A 16658-nucleotide genomic window follows, 5' to 3' on the forward strand; every position below is an offset into this window, starting at 1 on the left:
TCACTGCGCTCCGGCGACCAGCAGGTGGATGTCCCAGCTGTCGTCCGGACGCCGGTGGACACCCCATCGGCCGGGCCGGTCCTGCAGGGCGAACTCCGGCGCCTCCCGCAGGCGCAGCTGCTCCAGCCGGACCCGGCCCCGGAACACGGCTCCGCCGAAGTCGACCGGTCCTTCGAACACGGCTCCGGTGGCCACCAGGCCCAGCTCCCAGGTCGTGGCGGCGAAGGAGACCGGGCCGGCGAAGGACGCTCTGCTCAGCCCGGTCAGGCCCCCGAACACGGCGCGCGAGAAGTCCGCATGCGCGGCCACCCGCATCCCGTTCAGGTCGGCCGAGGTTTCCAGCACCGACCGGGCGAAGGACACCTCGTCCAGGAAGACGCTGTCCGAGAAGCCGGCCAGGCCGTGGAAGTGCGTACGGCGGAAGCTGCTCGCCCGGTGGAAGCGGCTGTGGTCGAAGTCGCCCACCCCCAGGAACACCGCCCCGTCGAAGGACACCGGTCCGGCGAAGGTGGACGTGCCCAGCCTGGCCTGCCCGGCGAAGACGGCCCGGGCGAAGGAGGCCCGGGCGAGGAACTCGATGCCGCCCTCGTTCCAGTCGTCCACGAAAGTCGCGTGGTCGAAGTCCGCCTCGCCGAGCCTGACGGGCTGCGAGCGCGGGCCGCGCAGGGCCGCCAGGAGCCGCTGGAGCAGCCCCTCCTCGAAGGTGGTGCCCCGGAAGTCCACCGGGGACCCGGGCCCGAGGGTCCCCAGGTACGCGTGCTCCCCGTCGGGCCCGAGATGGGCCAGGCACACGTCGTGGCCGGGCAGCCGTCGTCCCCTGCACGGGGTGCCGGGCTCCCGCGCGGAACGACGGCCGCACGTGGGCCAGTCGACGCCCGCGTCCTGCGACCCGGCCGCCTCGGCCAGGGCCGCGCCGAGTCCTTCGGGGTCGGTGCTCACCCAGCCTTCCCCCTCCCCGCCGAGGGGTACGAGCGCGCGCGTGGCCGTGGGGCCGACCTTCTCGCCGAGCGCCTCGTACACGCGCTGCGACAGGGCGACGGCGAGGGCGCCCGGGGCGGGCAGGTGCCGGTCCGCCAGTGCGGGATGCCGGACGATCCGGACGGCCTCCGACGCGGCCTGCCCGGTGATGCGGCTCCCCGCGGACAGCGTTTCCCCGGGCCCCTCGGCCAGGGCTGCGTCCCAGGGGACCGGCCTGCCGCCCGCCGTCCGTTCCGCGGACCGCAGGATGCTCCGCGGCAGCGCGGTCAGCAACCGGCCCGCCTGGCCTAGGGCGTCCGGCGCCTCCAGCAGCACGAGCAGGGGCGCACCCCGCTCGACGACGGCCAGCCGCCCGGTGACACCGGTGTCCTGCATGAGCCGCTCCAGCAGGTCCGCCACCTCCGCCTCGGGCCGGCTGCCGTCCCTGGCACGGACCGCCAGCCATAGTGCGGGGGCGCCGTCCCCCTGCTCCGGGGGGCCGGTCCGCGTGTGGTCGGCCACGGCCGCGCGGAAGCCCGGCTGGTGCAGCAGTGCCTCGCCCGACAGGAAGACCATGCGGTCCGGCCAGACGCCGTGGACGACGCCGACCAGCGCGCCGTCGCGGGAGACCGGGCCGCCGCGGTAGTGGGTCCAGACCTCCGGTTCGGCGGAGAGCCGGACCAGCTCCCCGTTGCGGGCGCCCTCGTAGGGGACCACTTCCCCCGTCAGCGCGACGGCGTCGCCCTGGTCGGTGCGGCCGTCGATCCTGACGCGGCCCTGCGGCACCTCCGCCGGCCACCACGGCAGGGGGTCGAGCCGGGATGCCGGGCCGGTGAGGTCCTCGTCGGCGAGGAGCAGGAACACGCGGGGCAGCGCGTCGTCCCACCACACCGCACGGCAGGAGACCTCGCGTTCACCGGCCCGTACCCAGCCGATCGCCCCGGGCGCCGCGTCCCCGACCGTGAGGACGAGCCGGGGCGTCAGCAGGGTGCCGACCTCCAGCGGCTCCGGCAGCCCGTGGTACCGCACCCGGACGACCCGGTCCGCCAGGCCGGGGTCCTGCGGCGGCTGCGTCGCGAACGGCAGGGCCCCCTCCGCCACCCGGCGGCGCCCCTCCCGCCCGTCGGTGACCCGGGTCGCGGAGAAGTCCGGCCCGGTCCCGCGGTTGCGGGACATGTACTCCCACACGCGGCGGCGGACCAGTTCCCGTACGGCGGCCACCTCCCCGCGCAGCTGCGAGCCCAGCAGCGCCTCCCGTACGCCCGGCAGGAACTCGAACTCCACCTCTTCGGCACTGCGTTCGTGGTCCCAGGGGGCGAACAGCCCGCCCAGGGCCACCTCGGCGAGGTGGCCGTGCTCGGAGTCCCGCAGCAGGGAGCGCCGGACGAGGTTCATGACCGGCAGGGTCAGCGGTACGGCGGCCAGGTGGGCGGCGAGCTGCTGGGCGGTCGGGGAGGCGCCCGCCCGGAAGCGCTCCACCACCTCCAGCGCGCTGCGGACCCCGCCGGCCGGGGCTTCGCGGGGGCCGCCGCTCCCCGGCTCGGCGTCGAGCCGCAGGCAGGCGAGGCGCCGCCAGCGGCCGTCCCCGGAAACCACCCGGACCAGCCGGGCCAGGCTGCCGGGCGCGACCCCGACGACGGGGACGACGTCGACCGGGCGCGCGCGGCCGGTGCGGGGGCGGGAGCGGCGGGCGGTCGCCGCACGCTGCCAGGAGCGGGTGGCGGCCGCCGGCCGGTCGGCCCGGACGGCGAAGGGCACGGGCCGGACGGCGCCGCGCGTCCAGAGCCGCTCGGGCAGGACGTTGAGCACGGCCACCGCGTTGTGCGTGCACCAGTGCCGGAGCACGCCCTGCACGGAGGCCTCGCGCCAGCCGCCCGCCACGGTGTCGGAGAGGACCAGGATCAGTCTGCGGCCCGCGGGGTCGGCGAGTTCCAGCGGGTGGCGGGGCGGGCCGGACCGGCCGCGGGTGAGCATCGGGACGGCGCCTGGGCCGGTGCCGGTCAGCTGCCAGGTGCGTACGTCGCGGAAGACTCCGCTGCGGGTCAGCACACGGCGCAGTTCGTCCACGAGGTCCGCCCAGAGCAGCATCGAGTGGTGCGTGTCGACGACCAGCGCAAGGTCCAGCCAGCGGCTCTCGGCCGGCCGCAGGACGGGGGTCGGGACCATGCGCTCGATGCTGCGCTCGACGGTCAGCTGCTCGTCCAGTTCCTCCCCGGGGCCGCCGATGGAGCGCCGCCCGACGGGCCGCAGGGCGCGCATCAGGGCCAGCGGGTCGTCGAGGGAGGCGGCCCGGGGCAGCCGCACGGGTGTGCCCCGGCGGCCGACGCCGTCGTCGGCGGGCTTCCCGGCCGGGTGGGGCAGGGAGGCGGGGAAGAGCTTCACGGCCGGCCGGCCGTCGGCCGGTCCCCCGGCCGCCGCCGGCTCCTCGGACGCCGCCGCCTCGGCCGCCGGCGGGGGCTCGGGTTCGACGTCGTCGGGCGCCACCGGGGGCGGGCGGGGCCCCGCCGGGTCCACGCGGGCGGCCAGCCACAGGATGTCGGCGACCTCCTCGGCCCCGATGCCGGGACGCGGGCCCGCCACGCCGGCGCCGTCGGCGAGGGCGGCGAGCAGGTCCTCGATCACGCCGTGGGCCCGGTCAGGTGCTGCATGACGGTCTTGAGGAAGCGGTCCCGGTCGCCGGGGGCGGACCAGGCCCCGGCCAGGCGGAGCTGGATGGCGTTGAGGAGCTGGTCGGTGGCGAGGTCGCCGTCCCCCGAGCGGTCGATGAAGTCCTGGACGAGTTCCTGGTACTCGTCGTCCGCCCCCACGTCGACCCCGAGCCGGCGGCGGACGATGCGGGCCAGCTTCTCCGGGCCTGGGGGCTCCAGGTGCAGGCGGACGCAGCGGCGCAGGAAGGCGGGAGGGAAGTCGCGTTCGCCGTTGCTGGTGAGGACGACGACGGGGAAGTACCGGCACTGCACGCGTCCCTGCGACACGCGCACGGAGGCGTCGGGGTCGTCGTCGGTGCCGATGGCGACGGTGGGGTCCTCCTTGGCGAGGCGGGCGAGCTCGGGGATGGCGAAGCCGCCGTCCTCGAAGACGGTGAGGAGGTCGCCGGGGAGGTCGATGTCGCTCTTGTCGATCTCGTCGACGAGCAGGACCCGGGGCCGGTCCTGCGGCAGCAGGGCGGTGCCGAGCGGCCCGAGGCGCAGGTAGCGGGAGATCGACGGCGCGCGGGCCGGCTCGGTCCCCGGCGCGGGGACGGTCGCCCGGGCGGGGGCCGCGTCCCCGGCGGGGCCCGCCCCGTGCCGGGTCACGTCCGCAGCGGCGTTGCCCACCGGGGTGGACGGCAGGCGCAGTTGCTCCAGTCCGGCCTCCTGGAGGCGGCCGATGGCGTCGTACAGGTACAGCCCGTCGCGCAGCACCGTCCGGCTCGTGATCGGCCAGTGCAGTACGGGGCCCAGGCCGAGGTCCGAGGCGATGCTGTAGGCCAGGGTGGACTTCCCCACACCCGGCTTCCCGGTGATCAGCAGCGGCCTGCGCAGGTGCAGGGCGGTGTTGACGACGTCCTTCTCCTGCTCGTCGGGGACGTAGCCCTCGCCGCGCAGGCGGGTGCGCTCCCAGGCGGGTCCCTCGCAGCCGGGGGGCGCGTACCCCGGGTCGGGGGTGCCGGTGAAGTCCCGCCAGGGCGGCGGGGGTCCGGTCTCCAGGCGGGCGCGCCGGTCCGTGCCCTCACCGGTCCCGTGGTACAGCCACCAGTCCTTCACCACTGCCTCTGCCTCCATCGTCGTGTCGCCGTCTGTCAGTGGTCGGGGTCAGGCCAGGGACCGGGAGCCCGGTATGTCGTCGGGATCGTCCCACAGGATCACCAACTGGTCTTCCCTCGGGGGACGTTGGGCCGCATCCGGGCCGGCGCGCGCAGCTGCCGCGGCCGCGCCGGCGGCCGCCCGGCGCACTTCCCGCACGCGCGCGGGCAGGGCGAGCACGTCGAGTGCGCCGGGGTCCGGCCGGCCGTCGGGCCCGGCCGGTGCGAGCAGGTCCAGGAGCGGGCGCGCCGGCGCTCCACCGCCGCGCCGCCACACGGCGACGGGGACACCGCCTTCCAGTACCGCCTCCAGCAGGCCTGCGTGCGGGGCGGAGGTGGTGTGCGCGACGACGCACGCGGGCGCCGGCCGCTCGGCCAGCTCCATGCCGAGCACGTCCGTCACCTCGGCCTCCTCCACCACCCGCACGGCCTCGGGGTGGCGGCCGCCCCGCGTGCACAGCCAGCGCCAGCTGGTGTGCCACTCCGGACGGGTGTCCGTGCGCTCCTGCGGGCAGCGCACCACGACCTGGTGGAGCAGGCCGAGGGCGCGGGTCCGGCCGGCCGGGCCGCGGGGCACCGGCCACTGGTCGAAGTCGGCGTCGAGCAGTTCGTACGGCACGTGGAACTCGACGCGGTCGACGCCGCCCGCGGCGGGCGGCCCCGCTCCTGCGGCGTCCGCGGACGCCGCGCCGACGAGAGCGAGCTGCCGTACGAGCTCCTCCCGCACGGTGTCCAGCCGTACGGGCGCGCCCCGCGACTCCCAGATGTGCTCGGTGCGTTCGCCGCGCAGCCACATGCGGGCGCGCAGGCCCGGTCCGCCGTCCGGCGGCGGCTCCAGCGCGACGTGCACGACGGTCGTACGGGCCGGGGGCGGCGGCGGGGGCAGCGCCGGCAGGGCGAGCCGTTCGCGGGTGGTGTCCACCCAGTCCTTCAGCCGGGCCGCCCACTGCGCGTCGCCCGCCGTGGCGGACCGGTCGGCGAGGAACCGTACGAAGGGCACGGCCAGCGGCATCCCGCCGCGTCCGCCCTGGCGTTCGTCCAGGTCCTGGACCACATCCAGGAGGCCGTCCCCGGGCAGGCCGCCGCCGACGGGGGTGGTGCAGCCGGCCGTCCGGAACGCCCAGGCGTAGGCCTCGTAGGCGCAGCGCGGCAGGGCGCGGCCTTCGAAGAGCACACCGAGGCCGTCCCACGCCTGCTGGTCGAGGCGGGCCGCGCGGGGCAGCGCGATCGCGGTCGGGTCGTCGTCGAGGAAGGAGCAGGCGTCCCAGTCGCGGTCCACGAGGAACTGCGGGAGCTGCCAGCCCTCGCCGCGTTCGCGCAGTTCCCGGAAGGTGCGGTGGATGCTGCGGGCGGCGGTGGGCAGCCCGGTGACGCTCTCGCGGACGGAACGTCCGCCGAGTTCCGTGAGGAGGGCTTCGGTGAAGCGGCCGGCGCCGCGCTCTGCGTCGTTCTGCGCGGCCTCGCCCTCGCGGGAGGCGTAGAGCCGGAACTGCCGGCGCCCCGGCACCGAGCTGCCGCCGCCGTAGTCGGTGCTGCCGAAGTTCCAGCGGGCGTCGCGGGGCGCGTCGACGCGGCAGGAGTCCACGAGTGCGGCCTGGAGGGGGAACCTGCGGTGCTTGACGAGGTCGGTGCGCCACCAGCGCAGTGCCGAGTCGAGGTTGAGGTGCCGGATCTGGCTGGGGCGGGCGTCGGCGCACGGCAGCATGAGCTCCTGGCGGGGCCCGAGGTAGCCGTGTCCGGCCCAGAAGATCCACAGCAGGTCCCCGTCGCACTGCGGGAGTTCGTCGAGCAGCGCCGCCTTGACGTTCTCCTCGGTCGCCGGGCGGCAGGCGGCGCGCAGGGCGGCCATGGCCGGGGAGTCCGGCCAGTCGAGGGCTTCGGCTGCGTCGAGCGGCGACAGCAGGAGCCTGAGGTTGCCTGGCGGGACCTGGGCCGGTCCGGTCAGCCAGTGCGCGAAGCGCAGGGCGTCGCGGGCCGGGCCGCGCAGGTTCCAGCGGTGGCTGACGTCGTAGCGCTCGACGCCGGCGACGAGCGCGAAGGTGCGCTGCGGGCCGAGGGCCGGGGGCAGGAAGTCGGCGGGGATCACCCGATCCCCGCTTCGGCCACCGCCTGTTCGATCCGCTCGTAGAGGGCGTCCTGTTTCCAGTAGGCGCTGTGGCAGGCGGGGAACGGCTGGCGGCTGCCGATCTCGTGGTCGGTGATGCGGGGGTCGCCGGGGAAGACGGGCTCGGCGAGGTAGGACAACACGTCCTGGCGGTCGTAGACGTTGAGCCAGCGCGGGAAGCCGTACGGGAGCTTCCCGCCGGGTTCGAGCGCGGTCAGGGCGCCGAGTTCGTGGAGGAAGGCGGCCTGGGAGCCGACCGTGACGAGCAGGTGCGCGCCGGGGACGGCCTCGCCGCGGGCGGCGGCGAGGGCCAGGAGGTCCACGAGGGCGATGCCGCCGAGGCTGTGGCCGATGAGTACGGTCGGTGCCGGGTCGGCGGTGATCCGCGCGTGCAGGAAGTCCCGCAGGTCACGGCCGCGGGCCTGGTAGCGCAGGATGTCGCCGAGGGCCGGGGTGGCGCCGGCGGTGAGGGAGCCGCGCCAGGCGTTGAGCAGGGGCTGGGTGGTGACCCGCAGGGCGAGCCGGCCGAGGACGGCGGCGGCGCGGGCGCCGGGCACGCGGGCGTCGCCGCCGAGGCGGGTGGTGAGCAGTTCGACGAGCCGGTCCCGTTCGGCGCCGGTGCAGTCGGCGTCGGCTCCGGCGGTGGCGAGCGCGCCGGCGGCCACGGCCCGGGCGAGGGCGGTGGCCAGCTCCCGTGCCTGCGGTTCGCCGGTGGCGCGGTCCGCGGCCCGGGCCGCCTCGGTGGAGTCGGCGGCGGCGGCCAGCGCCGCGGGGAAGGCCGCGGCGAGGCCTGTGCCGTGCAGGAGGGCGCCGAGTTCGCCGCCCGGGTGGGGCGGCGCGGGCGGTAAGGCGGCCAGCAGGGCGAGCACGCGGGTCCCGGCGGGCGCGACGCCGGGCATCGCGAAGGCGTCGTCGTCCCCGTCCCCGGGGCCGCCCGGGTCGCGGGCGTCGTCCGCCCAGCCGGCCTCGGCGAGGACCCGCAGTTCACAGAGCGGGTCGGCGAGCAGCAGCGCCCATTCGGCCGTCTCCGCGTCGGCGGAGTCCGGTAATGCGGATCCGGCGGCGGGCCGCAGACCGGGCACGGAGCGGCCGCCGGCGCCGAGCGTCGCGCCGAAGCGGTCGCCCCAGTAGCAGGAGTCGACGGCTGCGTCACGGAATCTGGCCGTCAGCCGGTCGCGCACCAGCGCGAAGAGCCGGTCGTGCCGTTCACGCCGTACGCCCGTGCCGTGGACAAAGAGAAAACGCATGGCCGCCCCGCCCCCCTCGTGCCGTCGCCCCCGGGTCCTGTCGCCGCAGCAGCACCGCCGGGCGGTGCTGCTGCGGCGACAGGACCCGGCCCCGGCACGATAGCGCCGGGGGCTCGGCCGGGGGTAGGGAACGCCCGGTTCGGGTCAGCGGGCCGCCCAGGCGGAGCCGAACGCGTGCTCGGCGAAGCGCTCGGCGATGCGGTGGTGGCCGGCGGCGTCCGGGTGGAGCGCGTCGGGCAGCGGGAGTTCGCCGTGGTCGGCCTCCCCGTACAGGGCGCGGCCGTCGAGGTGGTGCAGGTGGGGGTCGTCGGTGGCACGGGCCGCGGTGACGCGGGCGAGTTCGTCGCGTACGACGCGCAGGGTCAGCCGCCCGTGGGCGGCCTCGGCCGGGTCGCCGAGGGCGCGGAAGCGCAGCCGGCCGTCGCGGAGGTCGGCCGCCGCCGGACCGGGGGTGTCCTCGTGGATCGGGCAGTACAGCGGGGAGACGACCAGGAGGGGCGTGGTGGGGTGGCCCTCGCGGACGGTGTCGAGGAAGCCGTGGACGGCCGCGGTGAAGGCGCGCAGCCGCATCACGTCGTGGTTGACGAGGTTGATGCCGATCTTCAGGCTGATCAGGTCGGCGGGGGTGTCGCGGAGGGTCCGCGCGGTGAAGGGGTCGAGCAGGGCGTTGCCGCTGAAGCCGAGGTTGACCAGTTCCACACCGGCCCGGGCGGCGGCCAGTGCGGGCCAGGTACCGGTCGGGCCGTCGGCGGTGGAGCCGTGGCTGATCGAGCTGCCGTGGTGCAGCCAGACCCGCCGGCCCGCGTCCGGTGCGGGCTCCACGGGGGCGTCCGTGCGCAGGGCGATGAGTTCGTGGGTCCCGCGGTACGGCAGCCAGATCTCGACGTCCTTCATGCCCTCGCCCAGTCCGGCGAACCGGACGGTGCCGGGCGGACCGGGGGTGAGGACCTCGGCCCAGGTGGTGACGTCGACCGTCCGGACGGTGCCGCCGTCGGCGCAGGCCCGGCCGGCCGGGCGGCCGTCGACCAGGAGGTCGTACACGGCGTCCGGGGGTGTGGGCGCTCCCCGGTGGACGGTGGTGGTGGCGAGGACGTCCAGCTCGACGGCGGTGGCGCGGGTGCGGAAGGCGAGGCGTACGCCGGCGGGCTGGGCGGCGACCTCGACGAGGTCGGCGGGGGCCTGGCGGCGGGCCCGGGCGGGCAGCCGGTACGGCAGGACGCCGCGGGCGGTGCGTTCCACCTCCAGTGCGCCGCGCAGGAGTTCCGGTCCTACGGGGGTGGTGGTCCAGCCGGGTGTGCCGTCGGGGGCCGGGTCGCGTCGCAGGTCGTCGAAGTCGTCCATACCGCCCACCCTGCCGACCGGGCGGGCGTTCCGCACTCGGGTTTCCGGCGGGCTCCGGGTGCGGCCGGGCTGTGAGAACGGACACGTACCGGCCCCGGAACCCGGGCCGCGATCCACCCATCGAACCGAGAGTCGGACGCGTACGCGGGCGGGAGGGGCCGGATGTCCAGCAGGGTGCAGGGGCGGGAGCGGGGACGGACCGCGGCACGGGGCCTGGTGGGCGTCGGCCTGGTGTGCGCGCTGGTCCTCGCGGGCGCCGGGTACGTCGCCCGGGAGCTGCGCGGCATCGCCGCCGTCCGCGCGGACGGCGATCCCGCCCGCGGCGTCTACCAGCAGGACCCCGAGCGCGCCGACCGGACGGCGGCGGCCGTGCTCGACGGGATCGTCCGCGAGGAGGCGCAGCCGCCGACGGACGGCAGGGCCTTCGCCGGCAGCGCTGCGGTGGACTGGCGCTCCGGCGGCTGGGAGCCCTCCGACCCGCTGGAGGCGGGGCCCGCCCCCGCGGACCCCGCGGTCGGCGCGCTCTTCTCCCCCGGCAGGGACGGCGATCCCGACCACCACTGCTCGGGCGTCGTGGTCCACTCCCCCGCCGGCGACCTCGTCGCCACCGCCGCCCACTGCGTCCACGGCGGCGGTTTCCGTACCAACCTGGCCTTCGTGCCCGGCTACCGGGACGGGACCGCACCGTACGGCGTCTGGGTGCCCGCCCGGATCGAGGTGGACCCGCGGTGGACCGCGGAGCAGGACCCCGACCACGACATCGCCTTCCTGCGGCTGCGCCGGCCCGGGTACCCCGGGCAGCGGCTGGAGGACGTCACCGGCGCCAAGACCATCGCCTTCGGAACCGAACTGCCGGCTCCCGCACGGCTCGTGGGCTATCCGAACGCTTCCGAGGAGCCACTGGACTGCCGTACCACGGCCCTTGCCGCCGGGCCGGCCCAGCTGAGGCTGGACTGCGCCGGCGTGCCCAACGGGACCAGCGGAGGCCCGGTGCTCACCGACGGGCACACGCTCATCGGGGTGATCGGCGGCCGCGACGGGGGCGGCGACGAGGAGACCTCGTACAGCAGCTTCTTCGGCGACGGCGTCCGCGCCCTCTACGAGCGTTCCGCCCGCTCCTGACCCGGTCCCGACCCGGTCCTCGACGGAGCGGACCGGCTACTGTTCGGATCAGTCCACCGACGCGCCGACGACAGGGACGGTCCGATGCACACGGCAGAGCCGCCGGAAGCCCGCCTGGAGGACGCGGGCACCCTCCTGGTCGCGCCGTCCGCCCTGCACGGCGAGGCCGCGGCCAGGGACTTCTTCGGCTCCGTCGTCACGCCGGAGGAACTCGCCTCCGGTTCCGCCGACCCGGCCGGGAGGACCGTCTACGTGTGGGGCGACCCGTCCCCGGCCGGCCGCGACCGACTGCGCGCGGCCGCACGGGTGTTCGCGGTCCGGGACGGAGGCACCGGAGGCACCGGAGGCACCGACGGACCCTGGACCTTCGTCGGCCCCGGCCGGATCCCCCTCCGCGTCCACGGGGTCGGCGTGTACTACCGCTGCTTCTTCGGAGCCGACGCCGGCCACTTCGGGTGGATCCGCGCCGAGCACGCGTTCCAGTCGCTGACGGAGTCCGACAAGCCCGCAACGGCGCACCGCAGTGGGATCTACCTGACGCCCGTCACCCGGCACGGCGACGAACTGCACTTCCGGCTGCTCCGGTGCTCCACGAACCTCTCGGGGCCGACCGAAGGCTTCGGCCCCACCGACACCGCCGTCGTCGAGGCCCTCAACCGCGAGGCCGCGACCGTCTTCCGCGACCAGGCACCGCTGAACCACGTACTGGCGCAGGTCTACCACAACACCCTGGCAGCCCCCGGGCGCAGGCAGTCCAAGGCCCGCATCTCGGCGCACGCCGACAAGACCAAGGACATGCCCGCGAACGGCATCATGGCGTTCTGCACCTTCTACGACGGACTGGACGGGCTGGAGCCGCTGGCCGACGACCCGTTCGACCGCGGTGTGAAGGGGGTCAGCGCTCTGACCAGGCTCCACTTCCGCCTGAAGGACCCCGCGGCACGGCCCGACGGGGCGGCGCTGCCCGCACAGTTCACCCTGACCCTGCACCCCGGCTCGGTGTTCCTCATGCCGCTGTCCACCAACCGCCTGTACACGCACGAGGTCCGGCCCTCGTCCCTGGACGCCGGGCTGCTCCCGACCCGGCTGGGGTACGTGGTGCGCTGTTCGGACACCGTGGCCGTGCACAAGGGGGGCCGCACGTTCATCGAAACGGCCCGGGGCCTGGCGCCGTTGGAGCCGCCCACACCGGCCGGAATGGACCGACTGCGCCGCCTGTACGCCGAGGAGAACCGCACCTCGTCCTTCGTCGACTACGGCGACGACGTCCTCTTCAGCATGAACACCGGGGACTACCTGGCGCCCGAGGTGCCTGATCATGGATGAGATCCTCACGTGCGCCCTGCCGACCGACGAGGACCTCTTCGGCCGCCTGTATGCCTCCGTCGAGTGGGAGGACGTGGGCAAGGGCCGGCGGGGCGCCACGCTCGTCAGGACCGACGAGGCGGGCCGGGTGCCCCTGGTACGGACCACCACCCGCTACGGCGTCCCGGCCCAGCGCTTCGGGGCGGTGCACGAACGGCTGGCCCGGCAGGTCCAGGAGCGGGCCGCCCTGCCGGTCGGCTTCAACAACGCCCTCATCGAGACGTACACGCACGCCTGTCGGACCATGGGCGCGCACTCCGACCAGGCCCTGGACCTGGCCGACGACTCGTTCATCGCCGTGTTCTCGTGCTACCGGCACCCCGCGGCGGGCCCGCCGCGGAAGCTGGTCTTCGAGTCGAAGGAGTCGGGCGGGGAGACGTTCGAGGTCCCTCTCGCCCACCACGGCATCGTGGCGTTCTCCGTCGGGGCGAACCGGCGGCTCAGGCACAGGATCGTGCTGGACGCAGCCGGCCCCCCGGTGGACAACCCCTGGCTGGGCGTGACGTTCCGCACGTCCAGGACCTTCGTCCGGTTCCGCGACGGACATCCGTACCTGCCCGGGGGCGCGCGGCTGACGGCGGCCGACGAGGAGCAGCAGCGCGAGTTCTACCGTCTGCGCCGCCGCGAGAACCAGGAAACGGACTTCGGCTACCCCCCGCTGACGTACACCGTCAGCGGGAGCGACCTGCTGCCGCCCGTGTGACGCCCACCTGCGGCACGGCCCGCCGGGGCTGCCGTCAGCGCGGCAGGGACGCGTAGGAGACGCCTGTCAGCTGCTCGGAGGCGGCCCAGAGCCGTTCGCCCGCGGTGTCGTCGAGGGTCCAGCCCGCCCGCCAGGACGGCGCCGGCGCGCCGCGCCAGCCGAACCGCGGGCCGATGAAGGCGTCCTGCCGGACGCCCGGCGCGGTTGCCGCGTAGAGGGTGGGAAGTGCGCCCGACTCGGTCGGCTGCGCCAGGACGCTGTTGCCGAGGGCCGCCGCCCGCGAGGTCAGGGTGTGGCCCTCCACCGCGGCCGCTCCGGCGTGGAGGTTGCTGGCGGCGTAGCCCGGGTGGGCCGCGGCCGCGGTGATCCGGGAGCCTGCGGCGGTGAAGCGGCGGGCCAGCTCGTGGGTGAAGAGCAGGTTGGCGGTCTTGGAGCGGCCGTAGGCGACCCAGCGGCGGTAGGCGTGCTCGCTGCCCGGTCCGCCGAAGCCGCCCGTCTCGGCAGGGCCGTCCGCCCCGAAGGGGATCCTCCCCAGGACGTGGAAGCCGCTGGAGACGTTCACGATCCGGGCTCCGGGGGCGGCGGCCCGCAGCCGCGGCAGGAGCAGCCCCGTCAGGGCGAAGTGCCCCAGGTGGTTGACGCCGAACTGGGTCTCGAACCCGTCGGCGGTCCGCCCGTACGGGAGCGCCATCACGCCGGCGTTGTTGACCAGCAGGTCCAGCGCGGGGTGCCGTCGTCCGCAGGCGGTGGCGAACTCCCGTACGGAGGAGAGGTCGGCGAGGTCGAGCGGCAGGAACTCCGCCTCGGCCCCCGGAACCTCGGCCCGCAGCCGGACCACGGCGGCCCGGCCGCGGGCCGCGCTGCGGCAGGCGAGGACGACCGAGGCACCGCGCCGTGCGAGTACACGGGCCGTGACGTAGCCGATGCCGCTGTTGGCTCCGGTGACGACGGCGACCCGGCCGCTCTGGTCGGGGACGTTCGTGGCGTTCCAGCCGGGCATGGCAGCTCCCTCGGTCGCGGTGGTTCCCGAGGGTAGCCCCGGGGGGCCGTCCCGGTTGGCGAGGGTGGGCGCGGGCGCCGCAGCCGCAGGCCAGTAGGCTGCGGTTCCGCCCTCATCCCGTTCCCGCCCCGAGGTACAGCGCAGTGACTTCCGCACCGCCCCCCCTGCCCGTGACGGTCGTCGGCGTCGGCGCCGACGGGTGGGCCGGGCTCACCGCCGCCGCACGGTCGTCGCTGTCCTCGGCGGAGGTCCTCATCGGCGGGCCGCGCCAGCTGGACCTGCTGCCCGCCGCCGAGTGCCCCGGGCGGCGGGTGGCGTGGCCGAGCCCGCTGCGGCCGGCCGTGCCGACGCTGATGGCCGAACACGCCGGGCTCCGGATCGCGGTCCTGGCCAGCGGTGATCCGATGTTCTACGGGATCGGCCGCGCCCTCGCCGAGGAGCTCGGTCCGCGCGCCCTGCTGGTCCGCCCGCACCCGTCGTCCGTCTCCTACGCGTGCGCCCGCCTGGGCTGGCCGGTGGAGGACACGGAGGTGGTCACGGTCGTCGGCCGGCCGGTGGCCCGGCTGGCCGCCGCGCTGCACGAGGGGCGCCGGGTCCTCGTGCTCAGCGCGGGCGCCGCGTCCCCCGGCGAGATCGCCGCCCTGCTGTGCGAGCGCGGCTTCGGCCCGAGCCGGATGCGGGTGCTCGAACAGCTCGGCTCGGAGCGCGAGGACGCGTACGAGGGCACGGCGGACACCTGGACCCGACCGCCCGGCGACCCCCTGAACGTGGTGGCCGTCGACTGCCGCCGGGACCCGTCCCACGGCGCGCCGCGTCTGGGCGCGACCCCGGGCCTGCCGGACACCGCCTACGAGCACGACGGGCAGCTGACCAAGCGCCACGTCCGCGCGGCGACGCTGTGCGCGCTCGCCCCGGCCCCGGGCGAGCTGCTGTGGGACATCGGCGGCGGCTCGGGCTCCATCGGCATCGAGTGGATGCGAACGCACCCCTCGTGCCGGGCGGTGGCCGTGGAGCGCGTCGCGGAGCGCGCGGCCCGGATCACCCACAACGCGGCGGCGCTCGGCGTGCCCGGCCTGCGCGTGGTCGTCGGCTCCGCGCCGGAGGCGCTCGCCGGGCTCCCGGCGCCCGACGCCGTGTTCATCGGTGGCGGACTGACCGCGCCGGGCCTGCTCGACGCGGCCTGGGCGGCCCTGGCCCCGGGCGGCCGACTGGTCGTCAACACGGTCACCCTGGAATCGGAGGCGGTCCTCGCCGAGCGCCACCGGCGCCACGGCGGCGACCTGGTGAAGCTGGCCGTGGCGCACGCCGTGCCGGTCGGCGGTTTCACGGGCTGGCGGCAGGCCATGCCGGTCACCCAGTGGTCGGTGGCGAAGCCCGCGGCGGCACCGCAGTCGTCGCCCCGGACGGCACACCGGCCGACACCCCGGCCGGCAACGAAGGAGAAGGATCAGACATGACCGTGTACTTCATCGGTGCGGGCCCCGGCGCCGCCGACCTGATCACGGTGCGCGGTGCCCGGACCCTCGCCGCCGCCCCGGTCTGCCTGTACGCGGGCAGCCTCGTGCCGCGCGAGCTGCTCGCCGAGTGCCCGGTGGACGCCCGCCTCGTCGACACCTCGCAGCTGAACCTGGACGAGATCGTCGCCGAGTGCGTACGCGCCCACGAGGCGGGCCTGGACGTGGCGCGGCTGCACTCCGGCGACCCGTCGATCTTCAGCGCCGTCGCCGAGCAGATGCGGCGCCTGGACGCGGCGGGCATCCCCTACGAGGTCGTCCCGGGCGTACCGGCCTTCGCCGCCGCGGCCGCCGCCCTCAAGCGGGAGCTGACGGTGCCCACCGTGGGGCAGACCGTGATCCTCACCCGGATCGCCCAGCAGGCGACGCCGATGCCGCCCGGCGAGGACCTGGCCACCCTGGGCCGCAGCGGCGCGCTCCTCGTCCTGCACCTGGCCACGCGCTACGTGGACCGGGTGGTGGACGAACTGCTGCCGCACTACGGGGCCGAGTGCCCGGTCGCGGTGGTGGCCATGGCCAGCCGGCCCGACGAGCTGATCCTGCGCGGCACCCTGGCCGACATCGCCGGCCAGGTGAAGGGAGCGGGCCTCGTCCGCACCGCCGTCATCGTGGTGGGCCGCACCCTCGGCGCGCAGCAGTTCCGCGACAGCCACCTGTACTCCCCCGAACGCGACCGGCATGTCTGCTGAACCGGCGGCCGCGGGCCCGGTCGGCGGCCACGTCCTGATCCTGGGCGGCACCACCGAGGCCCGCCGGTTGGCGGAGGCGCTGGCGCGCGGGTCCTCGTACCGGGTGACGACCTCGCTGGCGGGGCGGGTCGCGGCGCCCGTTCTCCCGCCGGGCGGGACGCGCATCGGCGGTTTCGGCGGGGTCGCCGGGCTGGCGGCCTGGATCGGCGCGCACGGGGTCACCCGGGTGGTCGACGCCACCCACCCCTTCGCGGAGCGCATGAGCTTCAACGCGGCCGGGGCGGCAGCGCTTTCGGGGGTCCCGCTGCTGGCGTTGCGCCGCCCCGGCTGGGAGCCCGGCCCGGGCGACGCGTGGACGCTCGCGGACTCGCTGGCCGGAGCCGCCGCCCTGCTGCCGGGGCTGGGCCGCAGGGCGTTCCTGACCACCGGCCGGATGGGCCTGCACACCTTCGCGGACCTCGACGGCGTCTGGTTCCTGGTGCGCTCGGTGGACCCGCCGGCGGGGCCGGTGCCCGCGCACCTCGAAGTCCTGCTCGACCGGGGTCCGTTCACCCTCGACGGGGAACGGGAGCTGCTGGCGCGGCACCGGATCGACGTCCTGGTGACGAAGGACAGCGGCGGCTCGGCCACCGCCCCCAAACTGGCGGCCGCCCGCGAGGCGGGCCTCCCGGTCCTCGTCGTGCGCCGGCCCCCGGTCCCGGAGGGCGTGCCGGAAGCGGACTCGGTGCCCGCGGCCCTGGACTGGCTGCGGCAGCACACGTGAGGCCGCCCCCGACCGGCTGAGGCAGCGGACGTGCGGCCGCCGGGCCCGGAGCGGCACCGCACCCCGGGC

General features: G+C 76.2%; 12 protein-coding genes. 6 read left to right on the forward strand and 6 right to left on the reverse strand.

Annotation, left to right across the window (positions count from 1 at the left end; all coding sequences use genetic code 11):
• From IF89_RS37935 to IF89_RS0113345, 5 genes are all read right to left on the reverse strand, one after another.
• Nucleotides 1-3579, reverse strand: a complete 3579-nt coding sequence (locus tag IF89_RS37935; RefSeq protein ID WP_030766032.1) for a pentapeptide repeat-containing protein — start codon at nucleotides 3577-3579, stop codon at nucleotides 1-3.
• Entirely contained in the window at nucleotides 3576-4721 is a 1146-nt protein-coding gene (locus tag IF89_RS0113330; protein ID WP_030766035.1) for an AAA family ATPase, read from the reverse strand. Before IF89_RS0113330 ends, IF89_RS37935 begins: the two co-directional genes overlap by 4 nt.
• Nucleotides 4722-4751: 30 nt before the next feature.
• Entirely contained in the window at nucleotides 4752-6827 is a 2076-nt protein-coding gene (locus IF89_RS40775; protein ID WP_051807044.1) for a caspase family protein, read from the reverse strand.
• A complete protein-coding gene (locus IF89_RS0113340; RefSeq protein WP_051807045.1) occupies nucleotides 6824-8092 on the reverse strand; it encodes a hypothetical protein in 1269 nt (422 codons plus the stop codon). The genes IF89_RS40775 and IF89_RS0113340 overlap by 4 nt, the downstream gene beginning before the upstream one ends.
• A 144-nt stretch (nucleotides 8093-8236) precedes the next feature.
• A complete protein-coding gene (locus IF89_RS0113345) occupies nucleotides 8237-9433 on the reverse strand; it encodes a GDSL-type esterase/lipase family protein (RefSeq protein WP_043193897.1) in 1197 nt (398 codons plus the stop codon).
• A gap of 162 nt (nucleotides 9434-9595) precedes the next feature.
• Here IF89_RS0113345 and IF89_RS37950 point away from each other — a divergent pair, with 162 nt between their 5' ends.
• The 3 genes from IF89_RS37950 (at nucleotide 9596) to IF89_RS0113360 (ending at nucleotide 12623) form a co-directional block, all read left to right on the forward strand.
• Nucleotides 9596-10555, forward strand: a complete 960-nt coding sequence (locus tag IF89_RS37950) for a trypsin-like serine peptidase (protein ID WP_051807046.1) — start codon at nucleotides 9596-9598, stop codon at nucleotides 10553-10555.
• Nucleotides 10556-10639: 84 nt separating this feature from the next.
• Nucleotides 10640-11881, forward strand: a complete 1242-nt coding sequence (locus IF89_RS0113355) for a hypothetical protein (RefSeq protein WP_030766048.1) — start codon at nucleotides 10640-10642, stop codon at nucleotides 11879-11881.
• Nucleotides 11874-12623 carry a hypothetical protein gene (locus IF89_RS0113360; protein WP_030766051.1) on the forward strand — a complete coding sequence of 250 codons (750 nt, stop codon included), beginning with the start codon at nucleotides 11874-11876 and terminating at the stop codon, nucleotides 12621-12623. Before IF89_RS0113355 ends, IF89_RS0113360 begins: the two co-directional genes overlap by 8 nt.
• Before the next feature lie 34 nt (nucleotides 12624-12657).
• Here the strand turns inward: IF89_RS0113360 and IF89_RS0113365 are convergent, their stop codons facing one another.
• Nucleotides 12658-13623 carry an oxidoreductase gene (locus IF89_RS0113365; RefSeq protein ID WP_030766054.1) on the reverse strand — a complete coding sequence of 322 codons (966 nt, stop codon included), beginning with the start codon at nucleotides 13621-13623 and terminating at the stop codon, nucleotides 12658-12660.
• 143 nt (nucleotides 13624-13766) lie between these two features.
• On the opposite strand from IF89_RS0113365, the gene IF89_RS0113370 reads away from it, so the two are divergent.
• Genes IF89_RS0113370 through IF89_RS0113380 form a run of 3 tightly spaced genes read left to right on the forward strand, consistent with a single transcriptional unit; the run spans nucleotide 13767 to nucleotide 16589 of the window.
• Nucleotides 13767-15080: a bifunctional cobalt-precorrin-7 (C(5))-methyltransferase/cobalt-precorrin-6B (C(15))-methyltransferase gene (locus tag IF89_RS0113370; RefSeq protein WP_051807047.1), complete on the forward strand. Its 1314-nt coding sequence runs from the start codon at nucleotides 13767-13769 to the stop codon at nucleotides 15078-15080.
• A complete protein-coding gene (gene cobM / locus IF89_RS0113375; protein WP_030766060.1) occupies nucleotides 15077-15826 on the forward strand; it encodes a precorrin-4 C(11)-methyltransferase in 750 nt (249 codons plus the stop codon). The genes IF89_RS0113370 and cobM overlap by 4 nt, the downstream gene beginning before the upstream one ends.
• Complete coding sequence (locus IF89_RS0113380) at nucleotides 15816-16589, forward strand: cobalt-precorrin-6A reductase (RefSeq protein WP_051807048.1); 774 nt, start codon at nucleotides 15816-15818, stop codon at nucleotides 16587-16589. The genes cobM and IF89_RS0113380 overlap by 11 nt, the downstream gene beginning before the upstream one ends.
• The last annotated feature ends 69 nt before the right edge of the window (nucleotides 16590-16658 follow it).

This window comes from Streptomyces sp. NRRL F-2664 (assembly GCF_000719345.1).
Lineage (GTDB): Bacteria > Actinomycetota > Actinomycetes > Streptomycetales > Streptomycetaceae > Streptomyces.

What these genes read in the sequence shown, in the direction of transcription:
- IF89_RS37950 (WP_051807046.1), top strand. Translation starts at nt 9,596, where the DNA reads ATGTCCAGCAGGGTGCAGGGGCGGGAGCGGGGACGGACCGCGGCACGG.
- IF89_RS0113380 (WP_051807048.1), top strand. Translation starts at nt 15,816, where the DNA reads ATGTCTGCTGAACCGGCGGCCGCGGGCCCGGTCGGCGGCCACGTCCTG.
- IF89_RS0113345 (WP_043193897.1), bottom strand. Translation starts at nt 9,433, where the DNA reads ATGGACGACTTCGACGACCTGCGACGCGACCCGGCCCCCGACGGCACA.
- IF89_RS0113365 (WP_030766054.1), bottom strand. Translation starts at nt 13,623, where the DNA reads ATGCCCGGCTGGAACGCCACGAACGTCCCCGACCAGAGCGGCCGGGTC.
- IF89_RS0113360 (WP_030766051.1), top strand. Translation starts at nt 11,874, where the DNA reads ATGGATGAGATCCTCACGTGCGCCCTGCCGACCGACGAGGACCTCTTC.
- cobM (WP_030766060.1), top strand. Translation starts at nt 15,077, where the DNA reads ATGACCGTGTACTTCATCGGTGCGGGCCCCGGCGCCGCCGACCTGATC.
- IF89_RS0113330 (WP_030766035.1), bottom strand. Translation starts at nt 4,721, where the DNA reads ATGGAGGCAGAGGCAGTGGTGAAGGACTGGTGGCTGTACCACGGGACC.
- IF89_RS0113355 (WP_030766048.1), top strand. Translation starts at nt 10,640, where the DNA reads ATGCACACGGCAGAGCCGCCGGAAGCCCGCCTGGAGGACGCGGGCACC.
- IF89_RS0113340 (WP_051807045.1), bottom strand. Translation starts at nt 8,092, where the DNA reads ATGCGTTTTCTCTTTGTCCACGGCACGGGCGTACGGCGTGAACGGCAC.